Origin of the sequence: Vibrio brasiliensis LMG 20546 (assembly GCF_000189255.1) — a bacterium.
GTDB classification, from domain to species: domain Bacteria; phylum Pseudomonadota; class Gammaproteobacteria; order Enterobacterales; family Vibrionaceae; genus Vibrio; species Vibrio brasiliensis.
Genome location: NZ_AEVS01000001.1, coordinates 33,975 through 49,543 on the forward strand (window position 1 = coordinate 33,975; position 15,569 = coordinate 49,543).

Below are 15,569 nucleotides of genomic sequence, written 5' to 3' on the forward strand. Positions count from 1 at the left end.
TTTTTTATTTTACCACTCTGAGGCTTGGACGCCCTTTAGTCGGTCTTGGAGGCTCATCGTCAGGCTCAGGAGACTCTAGCTCCTCACTTTCGATTGCAACTGACAAAGAGTGTGTCTCTTCATCTTGTACCTCGACAATCCCTTCCTCTTCGTATTCACCCGTGTAAGCATCTTCAGGTTCAAACATAGTACCTGCGCCATTTTCACGTGCGTAGATAGCTTGAACGGCATACAAAGGAACAATAACTGAATGAGGACGACCACTGAAACGAGCGTTAAACGTGATAGCTTCGTTTCCTAGTTCCAGATTACCTACTGCTCGCGGAGCAATGTTGAGGATAATTTGCCCATCTTGGACAAACTCCATTGGAACTCGAACACCTGGTAGTTCTGCCGCCACAACCAAGTGTGGCGTAAGATCGTTATCCACCAGCCAATCATAAAATGCACGAAGCATGTATGGTCGGCGCGGTGTCATGTTAACAATATCCATCTTCTCGCCAATTAACGAGCCAGACGCATTTCACGCTCAGCTTCAGTCAGAGAAGCTAGGAATGAATCACGTTCAAATACACGATTCATGTAAACTTTAAGCTCTTTAGAACCAGGACCTACCAGATCAATGCCAAGTTGAGGCAGACGCCATAGTAGTGGTGCTAAGTAGCAGTCGATTAGGCTGAACTCTTCACTCATGAAGTACTCGTACTCAGCGAAAACAGGGCCTAGAGTCAGTAGATCATTGCGAAGCTTGTTGCGTGCAGCTTCTGCTTCTTCAGCATTGCCTTTAACAACTTTCTCAGCAAGCGTGTACCAGTTTTTCTCAATACGGTAGATCATTAGGCGACTGTTACCACGAGCTACTGGGTATACAGGCATCAATGGTGGATGAGGGAAACGCTCATCTAGGTATTCCATGATGATCTTTGAGTCGTAAAGCGCTAGCTCACGGTCAACCAGTGTTGGTACTGTCTTATATGGATTTAGTTCGATAAGTTCAGCAGGTAGGTTTGCTTCATCAACAAGCTCTACTTCAACACTTACACCTTTCTCTGCTAGAACGATACGAACCTGATGGCTATACATATCAGATGCACTTGAAAACAGAGTCATCACAGAACGTTTATTGGCAGCTACAGCCATGGAGCCCTCCAGCACACTTACAAAATAAAAACAATGGAGGCTAAGCCTCCATTGTTAAGTTCAAAATTTGGGAATTAGCACGGTATCGTAGCACAATTAGTGCACATCACGCCAATACTCTTTCTTCAGCAGTACAACAACAATTGTAAAGATGACTAAGAAGCCCATAACCCACCAGCCTAGAGCGTGACGCTCAAGCTTCACTGGGTCACCTGAGTACTCAAGGAAGTTAACCAAATCACGAACTGCATTGTCATACTCTTCGCTGTTTAGTTCACCAGTACCGTCAGCTTCAACACCAACAACTTTCTGTACTTCTTTACCATCAACTACGTGAGTTTCGTAGATTGGCTTAGGAATACCTTGCAGTTCTTCCAGTACGTGAGGCATACCAACGCTTGGGAAAACAATGTTGTTCACGCCAAACGGACGGCTTGGGTCCTCATAGAAAGAACGTAGGTAAGTGTATAGCCAATCTGTACCACGTACTCGAGCAACAAGTGTTAGATCTGGCGGTGGAGCACCGAACCATTTCGCTGCTGACTTCTCAGGAATAGCATTCTCCATCAAGTCACCCACTTTTGCTTCTGGGTCGAAGATTAGGTTTTCTTTTAACAGGTCAACTGGGATACCAATATCACGGCCAACACGCTCGTAACGTTGGTACTGAGCTGAGTGACAAGCGAAACAGTAGTTCATAAACAGTTTCGCACCGTTTTGCAGTGAAGCCTGGTCACTCAGATCGTTGTTTGCTTTATCTAGTGGTACGTTCGCACCCGCTGCCATTGCCAATGAAGGCAGCATTGCAAATAAAATTACAATCCATTTTTTCATTTGAATGTCACCCTTTCTGGTAGTGGCTTAGTCGCTTCGTTCTTACTGTAGAAGTACAGCAGTACGAAGAACATGAAGTAAGCTAAGCTGAAGATCTGAGCTAGTAGCGTGTACGTTGGTGTTGCTGGAAGCGCACCAAGAATACCCAACGCGATAAAGCTGATCGTGAACTGGATGATGTTGAATAAATGGAACTTACTGCGGTAGCGGTAAGAACGCACGCGACAACGGTCTAGCCAAGGTAGTACAAATAGAACCGCAATCGACGCACCCATTGCAATAACACCTAGTAGCTTGTCTGGAACCGCACGCAGAATCGCGTAGAACGGAGTGAAGTACCATACAGGAGCAATGTGCTCAGGTGTTTTCAGTGGGTTCGCTGCTTCAAAGTTAGGTGGCTCAAGGAAGTAACCGCCCATCTCTGGGTTAAAGAACAACACGTAACAGAACAGGAATAGGAAGCCAGCTACACCTACCATATCCTTAACCGTACCGTATGGGTGGAAAGGAATAGAGTCGATGATGTCGTACTTCTTAGTGTAGTAGTCGTGGAACTTAAACTGTGTCTGGTAATCGTCGCCCATAGTGCCTTTTGGCAGCTTAGTCTCAATACCGTCTGGGTTGTTTGAACCCACTTCGTGTAGCGCTAGTACGTGAAGCACGATAAGTAGCAGAAGCACGATTGGTAGAGCAATAACGTGTAGAGCGAAGAAACGGTTTAGCGTAGCACCAGAGATAACGTAGTCACCACGAATCCATAGCGTTAGGTCATCACCGATTACAGGAATAGCACCAAATAGAGAGATGATTACCTGTGCACCCCAGTAAGACATCTGCCCCCATGGTAGTAGGTAACCCATGAATGCTTCAGCCATCAACACAAGGAAGATTAGCATACCGAAGATCCATAGTAGCTCACGAGGCTTCTGGTAAGAACCGTAGATCAGACCACGGAACATGTGCAGGTAAACAACAACGAAGAATGCCGAAGCACCTGTTGAGTGCATGTAACGAAGCAACCAACCGTATTCTACATCACGCATGATGTATTCGATTGACGCAAAGGCGCCATCACCAGATGGTACGTAGTTCATTGTTAGCCAAATACCCGTTAGGATCTGGTTAACCAATACAAGCATCGCTAGCGAGCCAAATAGATACCAAAAGTTAAAGTTCTTTGGCATCGGGTACTCAGAAAGGTGCTTCTTGTACGCATTCATTGCGGGTATGCGTTTTTCTACCCAATCAAGTAGAGCTTGCATTATGCCTCCCCTTCTTCGTCAACACCGATAAGGATTTTGGTATCACTTAAGTACATGTGTTTTGGAACAACTAGGTTAAGTGGTGCAGGAACACCCTGGAATACACGACCAGCCATGTCGAACTTAGAGCCGTGACATGGACAGAAGAAACCTGACTTAACACCCTGAACTTGTTCAGCAAAACTGTCAGGTAAATAGGTTGGGGAACAACCAAGGTGAGTACAGATACCTACAGCAACAAAATACTCTGGCTTAATTGAGCGGTAAGCATTCTGAGCATAAGTTGGCTGTTGCTCTTCCCCTGATGCAGGGTCACGTAGCTGACCATCGATTGCTTTTAGGCCATCGACGACGGTTTGTGCACGGCGGACAACCCATACAGGTTTACCACGCCACTCGACACGTACCATTTGCCCTTCTTCAAGTTTACCGATATCAACTTCAACAGGGGCACCCGCAGCTTTGGCTTTTTCACTTGGGTTCCAAGATTTAATAAAAGGAACGGCGACAGCAGCTGCTCCTAAACCACCAACAACAGCTGTTGTAGCGGTTAAGAAACGTCTGCGACCGTTATTTAAAGGCGCATTGCTCATCCAAACATTCTCCCATTTGCTCCTTGTGGATTATTGTTATTCCGCTTAAAGAGCATGGCTAACAAAATACGAATTTAGTTGTATTTATTTGATGGCAAATGATAAATAAAACCCTACTTTTTGACAAGATAAAGCTACCTTTTTGTAACATTTGTGAGGCGAATCGCCAGTGACGTCACAAAAGCAGCGTAAGTAGAATAAAACAATCAGTAAGTGCGGGTGATAAAGGATTTTTTTAGAGAGGAAAAACAAAAAAGCCTGGCGGGAAGCCAGGCTTTTGGTGCCACAATCCAATGCAAGCATTGGAAGCGAATCTTTTCGAAAAAAGATTAACGCTTAGAGAACTGTGGACGACGACGTGCTTTACGTAGACCAACTTTCTTACGTTCAACGCAACGAGCGTCACGAGTAACGTAACCAGCTGCACGTAGAGTAGGACGTAGAGACTCATCGTATTCCATTAGAGCGCGAGTGATACCGTGACGGATAGCACCTGCTTGACCTGAAATACCGCCACCTTTAACAGTAACGTATAGGTCTAGTTTCTCAGTTAGTTCAACTAGCTCTAGAGGCTGTTTAACAACCATGCGAGAAGTTGGACGACCGAAGTACTCATCAAGGCTACGCTTGTTGATTACGATGTTGCCGCTGCCTGGTTTAATGAAAACACGCGCAGCTGAGCTTTTGCGACGGCCAGTGCCGTAGTATTGATTCTCTGCCATTTTCGAAATCCCCGATTAGATGTCTAGTACTTGTGGTTGTTGAGCAACATGGTTGTGCTCAGCGCCAGCGTAAACTTTAAGCTTACGGTACATAGCACGGCCAAGAGGACCACGTGGTAGCATACCTTTAACCGCTAGCTCAAGAGCCATCTCTGGCTTACGATCAATTAGCTTCTCGAAGCTGATTGATTTTAGGCCGCCAGGGAATTCAGTGTGACGGTAGTAAATCTTACCTTTAGCCTTGTTACCAGTTACAGTAACTTTCTCCGCGTTTACAACGATGATGTAATCACCAGTGTCAACGTGTGGAGTGTATTCAGCTTTGTGTTTGCCACGTAGGCGAGATGCAATTTCACTTGCTAGACGGCCAAGAGTTTTACCTTCAGCGTCTACAACGTACCAGTCGCGTTTTACAGTTTCTGGTTTAGCAACGAAAGTTTTCATGCTAATAATAACCCGTTCAATATTTAAATTTACACTTAAGGAGCAAGCTTGCTCCCACTGACTAAGAGTCCAGTCAACACCCCTTCGAGTGGTTGGCACTCTCGACCCGTTATGTCGAAATACCTTCGATAATCAAGGTCTGCAGTAACGGTGGGTCGCAGGATTATAGAGAAGTCAGTTGAAAAAATCACCTTTTTTCGGATAAAAATTTGATATTTTTTTCAAGCCAGCCCAGATCCCACAAGCCCGCTATGCTAAATGCTCTTTAGCCAGATAATCATGACTTTGCATTTCGATCAGTCTTGACTGACAACGTTTGAATTCGAATTCAAGCAGACCGCCTGCATAAAGCGCTTCCAATTCCACTTCTGCAGAGATGATCAACTTAACGTGACGCTCATAAAATTCATCCACCAAAGCGATAAATCGGCGTGCTGCATCATCAATGGTAGAGTTCATCTGCTGAACATCGGCCAGTAAGACGGTGTGATAGATGCGAGACAACTCAATGTAGTCATTCTGGCTACGCGCGGACTGACACAGCTGAGCAAAGCTAGCGTGAAGAACATCTTCAGATGCCTGAATAACCTCAATCTGACGGTGATTAATCTCAATACAGGTTGAGCCCTTCTTGCCCTCACCTACCAACTGCTCATAGTAGTGGCAAAGGTTTTTGTTAGCTTGCTCATCCAATGGTGAGTGGTAAATCTCGGCTTGCTCGAGAGTTCGGAGACGATAATCGATACCGCTATCGACATTAAGAACATGACAGTTAGCCTGAATCAACTCTATTGCAGGTAAGAAACGTGCGCGCTGCAGACCGTTACGATAGAGGTCTTGAGGCGGAATATTCGAGGTCGCGACCAGAATCACACCACGCTTGAATAGCGCCTGGAACAGAGTGCCGAGAATCATCGCATCGGTAATGTCCGATACAAAGAACTCATCAAAACAGATAATTTCGGTCTCGGCTTTAAACTTATCCGCCACCAGCTCTAATGGATCATTCACATCCCCTAACGCATTTAGCTCGTCATGAACGCGGTACATAAAACGGTGAAAATGGACACGCATTTTCTTATCCCCGGGCAGGGACTCAAAAAATGTATCAACTAAGTAGGTTTTGCCTCGACCCACTCCGCCCCAGAAATAGAGCCCTTTCGGCGCTTGAGGCAATTCAGGTTGTTTCTTGCTAAACCAGCTTTTCCAACCGGAGGGTTTTTCGACTGGTGTATCGAGATATTCAATGAATTCGTGATAGAGCTTATCCAGAGCGGAAACCGCCTGTAGCTGAGCAGCATCTTTTTGAAAACCGTGTTCTTTTATGTCTTTGTTATAGATTTCTAGTGGCGTCATCGCTTCGCTACCTAATGAAGAAGACTGTTAAACTGCTATGTAGAGCACATGCATTTTTCTTTATTGGCTTAAGCACTCATAGTACCATGTCATTCGAACATGTGTAACCAACCGGTAAAAAACATGTTAAATAACAATGATAAGGAGCAATTATGCCTTGGATATACGCCCTTGTAGGTTTGCTTATCGGAACGCTGTTAGGTGTTGTGATTTCTCGTTTGACTACACCTGGATATAAGAAACAGAAAACCGTTCAGAAAGATTTAGAAAGCGCTAAGTTTGAATTAGAACAGCAAAAACAAGACCTTGCTGACCATTTTGCTCAAACGGCTGAAATGTTGGATTCACTAGGTAAAGAGTACACTAAGCTATACCAACATATGGCTAAGACTTCTTCAGAGCTGTTGCCTAATCTTCCAGAGCAAGACAACCCATTTGTGAAAAAGATTACTCAACAAACAGAAACTGACTCAGAGGCTCTTCAAGAGCAAGCATCTGTTCAACCTATTAGCGAAGCACCAAAAGACTACGCTGCAGGTTCAACGGGTTTGCTGAAGGAGCAAAAGAAAGAAATCCTTGATTCGCAAGATGTAGTTTCTGCTAAAGCTTCATAATTCAGAAAAATCCTCACTGAACTTTGTAAAAGTTTTTGAGTCTTATTTCCTGATATGTGCCCCTTAAATTCTATTGTTACGTATATAACGTATGAATTTATGGGGCTTAACTATACAGGAGTATCAGATGAAAAAACCTTTGCTTGCGTTAACCGTTCTTTCTTTAAGCCTGAGTTCAATCATCACCCCAATGCAGGCTACCGCCGCTCTTCCCTTTTCGGTTGATGGCGAACAATTGCCAAGCCTCGCTCCGATGCTTGAGAAAGTGACTCCCGCTGTCGTTAGTATCTCAGTTGAAGGCACTCAAGTGTCTAAACAACAAATCCCAGAACAATTCCGCTTTTTCTTTGGTCCAGACTTCCCGACAGAACAACTTCAGGAACGTCCATTTCGTGGCCTGGGTTCTGGTGTAATCATTGATGCCAAGCAAGGGCATATCGTTACTAACTACCACGTAATCAATGGCGCAGAAAAAATTCGTGTTAAGCTTCATGACGGACGTGAATACAACGCCGAACTGGTCGGCGGCGATCAAATGTCAGATGTGGCACTACTGAAACTTGAGAAAGCGAAGAACCTCACCGAAATTAAAATCGCCGACTCGGATAAGCTACGTGTCGGTGACTTCACCGTCGCAATCGGTAACCCGTTTGGTCTCGGTCAAACCGTTACCTCCGGCATTGTTTCAGCACTTGGTCGTAGCGGCCTTAATATTGAAAACTTCGAGAACTTTATTCAGACAGATGCCGCAATCAATAGCGGTAACTCAGGTGGTGCGTTAGTCAACCTTAACGGTGAACTGATCGGTATTAATACCGCTATCCTTGGACCGAATGGTGGTAACGTGGGTATCGGTTTTGCAATCCCATCCAATATGATGACTAACCTCACTGCACAAATTATGGAATTTGGTGAAGTGAAGCGTGGTATGTTGGGAGTTCAGGGGGGAGAGATCACCTCTGAGCTTGCAGAAGCCCTCGGTTATGAATCAAGTAAAGGTGCTTTTGTCAGTCAGGTAGTGCCTGATAGTGCAGCGGACAAAGCTGGACTAGAAGCCGGTGATGTCATCGTGTCTGTGAACAACAAAGCGATCAACTCCTTTAGTGAACTGCGAGCTAAAGTAGCGACACTGGGTGCAGGCAAAGAGGTTACCTTAGGCATCATCCGCGACGGTAAGAAGAAGTCGTTTGATGTCACCCTTGGGGCCCAGACCAACGTGAAAACCACGGCCGATAAACTTCACGAAGGTTTAACCGGTGCAGAGCTGACCAATACGACCGCCAGCGATAAGGTTCAGGGGGTTAAGGTATCGGCAGTAGAAAAAGGCTCAAATGCAGAAGCTTACCAACTGCAAAAAGACGACATCATTATTGGTGTTAACCGCCAACGAGTGAAAAACTTAGGTGAATTCAGAAAAGTTGTTGAGAAACAGTCTGGAGTGTTGGCGCTCAATATTCAGCGTGGCGACCGCAGTATTTATCTAGTCATCCGCTAAATAGCATTTCACTCAAAACGCGATATCGCTTTGAAAGGACAGTAGGACTCCCTGCTGTCCTTTTATTATTTTCTCATCTAATGCTATTCTTCACCGACTAAAACAGTTAATGACTATTGATGAGGAAAGCATGCTGCAATTCGTATTGCGTTCTGTGGGCTTAGGTCTGGCGACGGCTGCTCTACTATTAATCGCGGTTCCGTCCTTGCGTTCCAACCTTGTTCCTCCGGCGGAACAAGCCAGTAATATTGATAGCACTCAAGTTCAGATTTCATTCAACCAGGCAGTGCGTAAAGCCGCACCTGCTGTGGTCAATATCTATAGCCGTAAATACACTGAAGAAGACCGTTCTAAGCTGCTGACTCAAGGGCTGGGTTCTGGAGTAATCGTTAGTGAAAAAGGTTATATCATTACCAATTACCATGTTGTTGCCCAAGCGGATCAAATCATCGTCGCCCTGCAGGATGGACGTATTGCCGCTGCTCAGTTAGTCGGTAAAGATAGACGTACTGACATTGCGATCCTACGTGTCGAAGGTGACAACCTACCTGTTATTCCACTCAATCCAAACTACTCACCAAAAGTAGGCGATGTAGTTCTGGCGATCGGTAACCCTTACAACCTGGGTCAAACCACCACATTCGGTATTATTTCTGCTACGGGGCGCTCTTCAATTAGTGCTGATGGGCATCAGGCGTTTATTCAGACCGACGCAGCGATCAATGAAGGTAACTCAGGCGGTGCTCTGGTCAATACCCGAGGTGAACTCGTTGGTATCAACACGGCCTCTTTCCAACAAGCAACTGAGCTTGAAACCTACGGTATCTCGTTTGCCATTCCTTTTTCTCTGGCTAATAAAATCATGCAGAAAATCATCGCTGATGGGCGTGTTATTCGCGGCTATATCGGTATCGACGGCCAGGATATTAACTCAGTGACTTCCCGCCTGTTAGGCAGCGAGCACCTTGGCGGTATTGTGGTGCTGGGTGTTGACCCTAACGGACCGGCTGCTGAAGCTGGATTTGAAGAGCAAGACATTATTCTTAAAATTGATGGTCAGAAGATAAACGGCCGTCAGAGCGTGATGGATATCGTTACCGAACTTCGACCAGGTACTGTGGTTGATGTATTGATTCTGCACAAGGGTAAAGAGAAGACTCTTAAAGTGACCATTAAAGAAGATACGCGCGAATAGCCTTTCGCTCACTACCGTTCAGATAAAGAAAAGCCCATGCATTGCATGGGCTTGTTGTTTTTTACTCTTGAACTTCTGGTTCAGCTTCTTCAGCAGCACCGTTTTCAATTTCAATTCGGGTAACTCGTTGCAGCCCACGTGGCAATAAGCCACCACGTCGACCACGTTCACCACGGAAATTCTCAAGATCGGAAGGCTTAAGACCCAGTTTGCGCTTACCAGCGTAGAGCGTAACCGAGCTCTGCTGTGGTAGAGCAATAAGGTGAGAAACAAACTCCTCACGCTCTTTCGCCTTAGCTGCCGGAATATTGATAATCTTGTTACCCTTACCTTTGCCAAGTTGTGGCAGGTCTTTAATCGGGAACAACAACATACGGCCCTGATTGGTGATCGCCAGGATCTCATCATTCTCTAGGTTACCAACCGCTTTTGGCAGTAACACTTCTGAGTTTTGTGGCAAGGTCACCAAGGCTTTACCGCTACGGTTTTTCGACAATAAGTCGCTACCTTTACAGACAAACCCGTAGCCAGCATCTGAACCGACTAGCCACAATTGCTCTTCTTCACCCATCACTACATGACGAATGTTAGTACCCGCAGCAATGTTCAAGCGCCCAGTAATAGGCTCACCCTGGCTACGCGCAGAAGGTAGCGAATGAGACTCTAGCGAGTAACTACGTCCATCATTACCGAGGAACACCGCTTGCTGATTACTCTTACCACGCGAATGAGCAAGGTAATTATCACCAGACTTATAATTGAGGCTGCCAGCATCAACATCATGCCCTTTCGCATGACGAATCCAGCCTTTTTCAGACAGAACGACTGTGATTGGTTCACTTGGAACCAGGTCACGCTCTGTCAGTGCTTTCGCTTCAGCACGCTCAACCATAGGTGAACGACGGTCATCACCGTATTTCTCAGCGTCAGCTTTGATCTCTTTCTTGAGCAGAGTATTGAGGCGACGCTCAGAACCAAGCAACAGCTCTAGCTTTTCACGCTCTTTTTCTAGCTCGTCCTGTTCACCACGGATCTTCATCTCTTCTAGCTTAGCCAGGTGACGAAGTTTGGTATCCAGGATAGCGTCCGCCTGAATATCAGTAATGCCAAAGCGCGCCATCAGCACAGCTTTAGGGTCATCTTCAGTACGGATGATTTCAATTACTTCATCCAGGTTTAGGTAAGCAACTAACAAACCTTCCAGGATGTGTAGGCGAGCAAGCACTTTATCTAAACGGTGCTGCAAACGACGACGAACCGTTGCACGGCGGAATTCAATCCACTCAGACAGAATCTGAACTAAGCCTTTAACCTGTGGACGGTTATCAAGACCAATCATGTTGAGGTTTACACGGTAGTTCTTTTCAAGATCTGTTGAAGCAAACAGGTGGTTCATCAACTGGTCACAGTCAACACGGTTTGAACGTGGAACGACGACGATACGCGTTGGGTTCTCATGGTCAGACTCATCACGCAGGTCATCAACCATTGGTAGCTTCTTAGCACGCATCTGGTTTGCAATTTGCTCAAGCAGCTTAGCGCCTGATACTTGGTGAGGCAGAGAGGTAATAACAATCTCATTGCCCTCTTTGTGCCAAACTGCGCGCATTTTGATGCTGCCACGACCTGTACGGTAGATCTTTTCCAGATCAGCCTTAGGTGAAATGATCTCTGCTTCAGTCGGATAGTCCGGCCCCTGAACAAAGTTCATGATATCTGGAAGTTCAGATTTAGGATTATCGATCAGGTGGATCGTTGCATCCGCCACTTCACGTACATTGTGAGGTGGGATATCTGTCGCCATACCAACCGCGATACCTGTTACCCCGTTAAGCAGAATGTGAGGTAAGCGTGCAGGAAGCATTTGCGGCTCTTTCATCGTGCCGTCAAAGTTAGGCTGCCACTCAACCGTCCCCTGACCTAGTTCACCAAGCAGGACTTCAGCAAACTTAGAAAGTTTTGCTTCGGTATAACGCATCGCAGCGAACGATTTAGGATCATCCGGTGCACCCCAGTTGCCCTGACCATCAACCAACGGGTAACGGTAAGAGAAAGGCTGAGCCATAAGTACCATAGCTTCATAACATGCTGAGTCACCATGTGGATGGTATTTACCCAGTACGTCACCAACGGTACGTGCTGACTTTTTGTACTTAGCGGCTGCCGAGAGACCAAGCTCTGACATCGCGTAAATGATACGTCGTTGAACCGGTTTAAGACCATCGCCAATGTATGGCAATGCACGGTCCATGATTACGTACATTGAGTAATTCAGATAAGCGTCTTCAGTGAACTTGCGCATTGGCAACTGTTCAACGCCATCATAAGTAATTTCTGTCGACATTCGTTAAACCTCTGCCATATCGCCGTTGCTCTGCAACCAGGTACGACGGTCATCTGCGCGCTTCTTACCAAGCAGCATATCCATCATTTCCATCGTTGCGTCACTATCATCAATCGTTAACTGAACCAAGCGACGAGTATTTGGATCCATAGTCGTTTCACGAAGCTGAAGTGGGTTCATCTCACCCAGACCTTTGAATCGCTGTACGTTGATCTTGGCTTTCTTCTTCGATAGACGCTCTAAGATGCCCTCTTTTTCATCATCATCAAGGGCATAGAAAACCTCTTTACCACAGTCGATACGATACAGTGGAGGCATAGCGACATAGATGTGGCCCGCTTCTACCAGAGCACGGAAATGACGAGTGAACAGTGCGCATAGCAGTGTTGCGATGTGAAGACCATCCGAGTCCGCATCGGCAAGGATACAGATCTTACCGTAACGAAGACCGTCAAGGTTATCTGTATCAGGATCAATACCCAAAGCAACTGAAATATCGTGAACTTCCTGAGAAGCGAGAACCTGATCAGGTGACACTTCCCAAGTATTAAGGATCTTACCACGTAGCGGCATTACCGCCTGAAACTCACGGTCACGAGCCTGCTTGGCAGAACCACCCGCCGAGTCACCCTCTACAAAGAAGATTTCAGTGCGATTTAAGTCCTGTACCGAACAGTCGGTAAGTTTACCTGGTAGTGCCGGGCCTGAAGCGACCTTCTTACGCACGACTTTTTTGCTCGCACGCATACGACGGTGAGCGTTAGCAATACAGACTTCAGCCAGCTGTTCAGCAAGTTGTGGTTTTTCATTTAGCCATAAGCTGAATGAGTCCTTCACCACACCTGAAACGAATGCTGCGGTTTGACGTGAAGAGAGACGCTCTTTGGTCTGACCGGCAAACTGCGGATCCTGCATTTTAACCGACAGCACGTAAGAACAGCGGTCAAATACGTCATCACCTGTTAGCTTAACGCCGCGTGGCAGTAGGTTACGGAATTCACAGAATTCACGCATTGCATCAAGTAGCCCCTGACGTAAACCGTTAACATGAGTACCGCCCTGTGCCGTCGGGATCAGGTTAACGTAACTTTCAGTGATCATCTCGCCGCCTTCAGGCTGCCAGATCACCGCCCAGTTAGCGGCTTCAGTTTCGGCAGAGAACTCACCGGTAAATGGTTCTTCAGGAAGGACGGCATAACCTTTAACACCTTCGGCGAGATAGTCTTTCAAACCATCTTCATACAACCAGCGGTAGTCGTTGCCATTTACTTTATCAGTAAAGGTAATTTCCAAACCTGGACAAAGCACCGCTTTCGCACGCAGGTTATTAACCAGGCGCGTTACAGAGAAGTTTGGCGAATCGAAATAACTGGCATCAGGCCAGAAGTGAACGCTAGTACCTTTATTGCGACGACCACATGTGCCGGTCACTGTCAGATCAGATACCTTGTCGCCATGTTCAAATGCAATTTCGTACACTTGACCATCACGGCGCACTGTTACTTCAACACGCTTCGATAGCGCGTTTACTACTGAGATACCTACACCGTGCAAACCGCCTGAGAATTGGTAGTTTTTATTGGAAAACTTACCACCAGCGTGCAGCTTACATAGAATCAGCTCTACCCCTGAGACTTTCTCTTCAGGGTGAATATCTACTGGCATGCCTCGACCATCATCGATCACTTCAAGTGACTGGTCGGCATGTAAAATTACTTGAACCTTTGAAGCGTGTCCGGCTAGCGCTTCATCGACACTGTTATCGATGACTTCTTGGCCCAAGTGGTTTGGGCGCGCTGTATCCGTATACATCCCTGGTCGGCGACGTACTGGCTCCAAACCATTAAGAACCTCAATGGCCCCAGCATTATATTGTTCAGTCATAATACGGAATTTCGTTATAGAGAATAAAAGGTTTACTTGGCAGGTGATTTAAATGCGTCGGCTCTAAATAGCAACCTTATCGCTTTGAACAAGGTTAACGGCGAATCTCCAAGCGCTTCAAATCCACACAAGTACTGGTGAGACATAGTCTGGAACAGACCCAATTATGTCAAGAGAGATAAGTAAGTAACAAGTAAAATTATGACTCTTCCCTCAATGAATACGTCGTTGAGAGCTCAAGACGTTAGATTCATCAAAACTATCGAGTCGGATTAAAGGGCTAAGAATTCGATGATTTGAGCAGGGTAACGCTCAAAGTCAACGAAGCTGTGATCACCGCCCTGTTCAACGGTCTGTTTCGCGCCAGCAAAATGGGCAACAGCCTGACGATAATCGAGCACTTCATCTTCCGTTTGTTGCAACAACCAGAAATCACTCGGTGTCTTGATTACTGGCGTATCAAGTTGCTTTAACTGGTCTATATGTTGAGTTTCCAGAACATAGCGTTCATTGGTGTACGGGTTTTCCTGCTCACCAAGGTAATCGGTCAATAACTCGTAGGGCTTAACCGCTGGATTGACTACCGCTGCTTTAAAGCTAAATTGGGCATTAAGCCACATCGATAAATAGCCGCCTAAAGAGCTACCCACTAAGCCAATCTGGTAGTCATCTTTGTATTGATTAACGATATCTAACAAGTGTTGTGCAGCTTGCTCTGGAAAGCATGGCAGACGAGGGATCACTACCTTAATATCAGGTCGATGCTGTTCGCAGTACTCACGCATCACATTCGCTTTAAGTGACAGCGGAGAGCTGTTAAAGCCATGGATATAAAGTAGCAAGGATGGTTTCATGCCCGTTCCTTAGTAGCCAGCAGAGTTAAAATCTGGTTGGAAACAGCCTGCGGGTAAGCGTTTCACTTCGGTGCTCACGGTACCATCAAGGTGCAGCTCAAGTTCTCGCCAACCAGGCGAGAGTGTATCTAAAGCAAAGTCGTCACTATTCGGCTTAAACTGAACACAAGTTGAAGGGGTTGCCATAACACGAGCCCCTTTGTGCATTACATCCATATCCTGATGTACGTGACCACAGAGTACAGCTTTCACGCTATTGTGCTTTTCGACCACTTGCCAAAAGTCTTGTGCATCTTTAAGAGTATGCTGATCTAACCAACGACTACCAACAAGCAGTGGGTGGTGATGTAACAGTACTAATGTGTAGCGTTCCGGGTGTTCAGATAACTTTTGATCAAGAAGAGCCAGTTGCTGATCGCTCAAACGACCATGAGGCACTCCAACAACTTGAGAATCAAGTAGCACCATTTGCCACTTATCTCCAAGCAACACATGTTCCGCTTGTTGAATCTGAGTAGAAGGCAAAACCGAGGTCATGCTCGGTTTGAAGTCATGATTGCCCGGCAACCAGAAACATGTTTTCTCAAGTGGCGCAATACCTTGCTCGAATCGTTGGTAAGACTGAGCCGAGTGATCCTGAGAAATATCACCGGTCGATAGAATGGCGTCGAACAGACGCTTCTCCTGCAAAATCGCATCGACCACAGCGTTAAAGCTGTCCAGGGTCTTCACGCTTAGCAGGCTACCATCAGCTGGCTCAAACAAATGAGTGTCAGTAATTTGAAGTAGCTTAATAGTGCCGCTATCTGATGAACTTGACGTTACTTTCAAA

15 protein-coding genes are annotated in these 15,569 nt (G+C 46.1%); 3 read left to right on the plus strand and 12 right to left on the minus strand.

Annotated features, from left to right (window positions below; genetic code table 11):
- Positions 1–4: 4 nt before the first annotated feature.
- The 8 genes from sspB to zapE form a co-directional block, all read right to left on the minus strand.
- Positions 5–493, minus strand: coding sequence for a ClpXP protease specificity-enhancing factor (sspB, locus tag RH46_RS00145; protein ID WP_006877358.1), 489 nt, complete (start codon positions 491–493; stop codon positions 5–7).
- 11 nt (positions 494–504) lie between these two features.
- Positions 505–1,140: a stringent starvation protein SspA gene (sspA, locus tag RH46_RS00150; RefSeq protein WP_006877359.1), complete on the minus strand. Its 636-nt coding sequence runs from the start codon at positions 1,138–1,140 to the stop codon at positions 505–507.
- A 96-nt stretch (positions 1,141–1,236) separates the two neighbouring features.
- Positions 1,237–1,974, minus strand: coding sequence for a cytochrome c1 (locus tag RH46_RS00155; protein WP_006877360.1), 738 nt, complete (start codon positions 1,972–1,974; stop codon positions 1,237–1,239).
- Positions 1,971–3,236: a cytochrome b gene (locus tag RH46_RS00160; protein WP_006877361.1), complete on the minus strand. Its 1,266-nt coding sequence runs from the start codon at positions 3,234–3,236 to the stop codon at positions 1,971–1,973. Before RH46_RS00160 ends, RH46_RS00155 begins: the two co-directional genes overlap by 4 nt.
- Positions 3,236–3,829: a ubiquinol-cytochrome c reductase iron-sulfur subunit gene (gene petA, locus RH46_RS00165; RefSeq protein WP_006877362.1), complete on the minus strand. Its 594-nt coding sequence runs from the start codon at positions 3,827–3,829 to the stop codon at positions 3,236–3,238. The genes RH46_RS00160 and petA overlap by 1 nt, the downstream gene beginning before the upstream one ends.
- 329 nt (positions 3,830–4,158) lie before the next feature.
- Positions 4,159–4,551, minus strand: coding sequence for a 30S ribosomal protein S9 (gene rpsI, locus RH46_RS00170; RefSeq protein WP_005436094.1), 393 nt, complete (start codon positions 4,549–4,551; stop codon positions 4,159–4,161).
- 15 nt (positions 4,552–4,566) lie between these two features.
- Entirely contained in the window at positions 4,567–4,995 is a 429-nt protein-coding gene (gene rplM / locus RH46_RS00175; protein WP_006877363.1) for a 50S ribosomal protein L13, read from the minus strand.
- A gap of 249 nt (positions 4,996–5,244) precedes the next feature.
- Positions 5,245–6,351: a cell division protein ZapE gene (gene zapE / locus RH46_RS00180; RefSeq protein WP_006877364.1), complete on the minus strand. Its 1,107-nt coding sequence runs from the start codon at positions 6,349–6,351 to the stop codon at positions 5,245–5,247.
- A 152-nt stretch (positions 6,352–6,503) separates the two neighbouring features.
- Between zapE and zapG the strand changes: the two genes are divergently transcribed.
- The 3 genes from zapG to degS all read left to right on the plus strand — a co-directional run bounded on the left by zapG (position 6,504) and on the right by degS (position 9,655).
- Positions 6,504–6,965, plus strand: coding sequence for a Z-ring associated protein ZapG (zapG, locus tag RH46_RS00185; RefSeq protein ID WP_006877365.1), 462 nt, complete (start codon positions 6,504–6,506; stop codon positions 6,963–6,965).
- Positions 6,966–7,092: 127 nt separating this feature from the next.
- Positions 7,093–8,460: a DegQ family serine endoprotease gene (locus RH46_RS00190; RefSeq protein ID WP_006877366.1), complete on the plus strand. Its 1,368-nt coding sequence runs from the start codon at positions 7,093–7,095 to the stop codon at positions 8,458–8,460.
- Between the two features lie 130 nt (positions 8,461–8,590).
- Positions 8,591–9,655: an outer membrane-stress sensor serine endopeptidase DegS gene (gene degS, locus RH46_RS00195; protein WP_006877367.1), complete on the plus strand. Its 1,065-nt coding sequence runs from the start codon at positions 8,591–8,593 to the stop codon at positions 9,653–9,655.
- Positions 9,656–9,716: 61 nt separating this feature from the next.
- On the opposite strand, the gene parC is transcribed toward degS, so the two are convergent.
- The 4 genes from parC to cpdA all read right to left on the minus strand — a co-directional run bounded on the left by parC (position 9,717) and on the right by cpdA (position 15,568).
- The gene (gene parC, locus RH46_RS00200) at positions 9,717–11,999 is read right to left on the minus strand and encodes a DNA topoisomerase IV subunit A (RefSeq protein WP_006877368.1); all 2,283 of its coding nucleotides are present in this window, start codon (positions 11,997–11,999) and stop codon (positions 9,717–9,719) included.
- Between the two features lie 3 nt (positions 12,000–12,002).
- Positions 12,003–13,883, minus strand: coding sequence for a DNA topoisomerase IV subunit B (gene parE, locus RH46_RS00205; RefSeq protein WP_006877369.1), 1,881 nt, complete (start codon positions 13,881–13,883; stop codon positions 12,003–12,005).
- Between the two features lie 272 nt (positions 13,884–14,155).
- Positions 14,156–14,737 (minus strand): esterase YqiA, encoded by a 582-nt coding sequence (yqiA, locus tag RH46_RS00210; RefSeq protein ID WP_006877370.1) that lies wholly within the window; start codon positions 14,735–14,737, stop codon positions 14,156–14,158.
- A gap of 9 nt (positions 14,738–14,746) precedes the next feature.
- The gene (gene cpdA / locus RH46_RS00215; protein WP_006877371.1) at positions 14,747–15,568 is read right to left on the minus strand and encodes a 3',5'-cyclic-AMP phosphodiesterase; all 822 of its coding nucleotides are present in this window, start codon (positions 15,566–15,568) and stop codon (positions 14,747–14,749) included.
- Position 15,569: the final 1 nt, after the last annotated feature.

What these genes read in the sequence shown, in the direction of transcription:
- sspB (WP_006877358.1), bottom strand. Translation starts at nt 493, where the DNA reads ATGGATATTGTTAACATGACACCGCGCCGACCATACATGCTTCGTGCA.
- sspA (WP_006877359.1), bottom strand. Translation starts at nt 1,140, where the DNA reads ATGGCTGTAGCTGCCAATAAACGTTCTGTGATGACTCTGTTTTCAAGT.
- RH46_RS00155 (WP_006877360.1), bottom strand. Translation starts at nt 1,974, where the DNA reads ATGAAAAAATGGATTGTAATTTTATTTGCAATGCTGCCTTCATTGGCA.
- RH46_RS00160 (WP_006877361.1), bottom strand. Translation starts at nt 3,236, where the DNA reads ATGCAAGCTCTACTTGATTGGGTAGAAAAACGCATACCCGCAATGAAT.
- petA (WP_006877362.1), bottom strand. Translation starts at nt 3,829, where the DNA reads ATGAGCAATGCGCCTTTAAATAACGGTCGCAGACGTTTCTTAACCGCT.
- rpsI (WP_005436094.1), bottom strand. Translation starts at nt 4,551, where the DNA reads ATGGCAGAGAATCAATACTACGGCACTGGCCGTCGCAAAAGCTCAGCT.
- rplM (WP_006877363.1), bottom strand. Translation starts at nt 4,995, where the DNA reads ATGAAAACTTTCGTTGCTAAACCAGAAACTGTAAAACGCGACTGGTAC.
- zapE (WP_006877364.1), bottom strand. Translation starts at nt 6,351, where the DNA reads ATGACGCCACTAGAAATCTATAACAAAGACATAAAAGAACACGGTTTT.
- zapG (WP_006877365.1), top strand. Translation starts at nt 6,504, where the DNA reads ATGCCTTGGATATACGCCCTTGTAGGTTTGCTTATCGGAACGCTGTTA.
- RH46_RS00190 (WP_006877366.1), top strand. Translation starts at nt 7,093, where the DNA reads ATGAAAAAACCTTTGCTTGCGTTAACCGTTCTTTCTTTAAGCCTGAGT.
- degS (WP_006877367.1), top strand. Translation starts at nt 8,591, where the DNA reads ATGCTGCAATTCGTATTGCGTTCTGTGGGCTTAGGTCTGGCGACGGCT.
- parC (WP_006877368.1), bottom strand. Translation starts at nt 11,999, where the DNA reads ATGTCGACAGAAATTACTTATGATGGCGTTGAACAGTTGCCAATGCGC.
- parE (WP_006877369.1), bottom strand. Translation starts at nt 13,883, where the DNA reads ATGACTGAACAATATAATGCTGGGGCCATTGAGGTTCTTAATGGTTTG.
- yqiA (WP_006877370.1), bottom strand. Translation starts at nt 14,737, where the DNA reads ATGAAACCATCCTTGCTACTTTATATCCATGGCTTTAACAGCTCTCCG.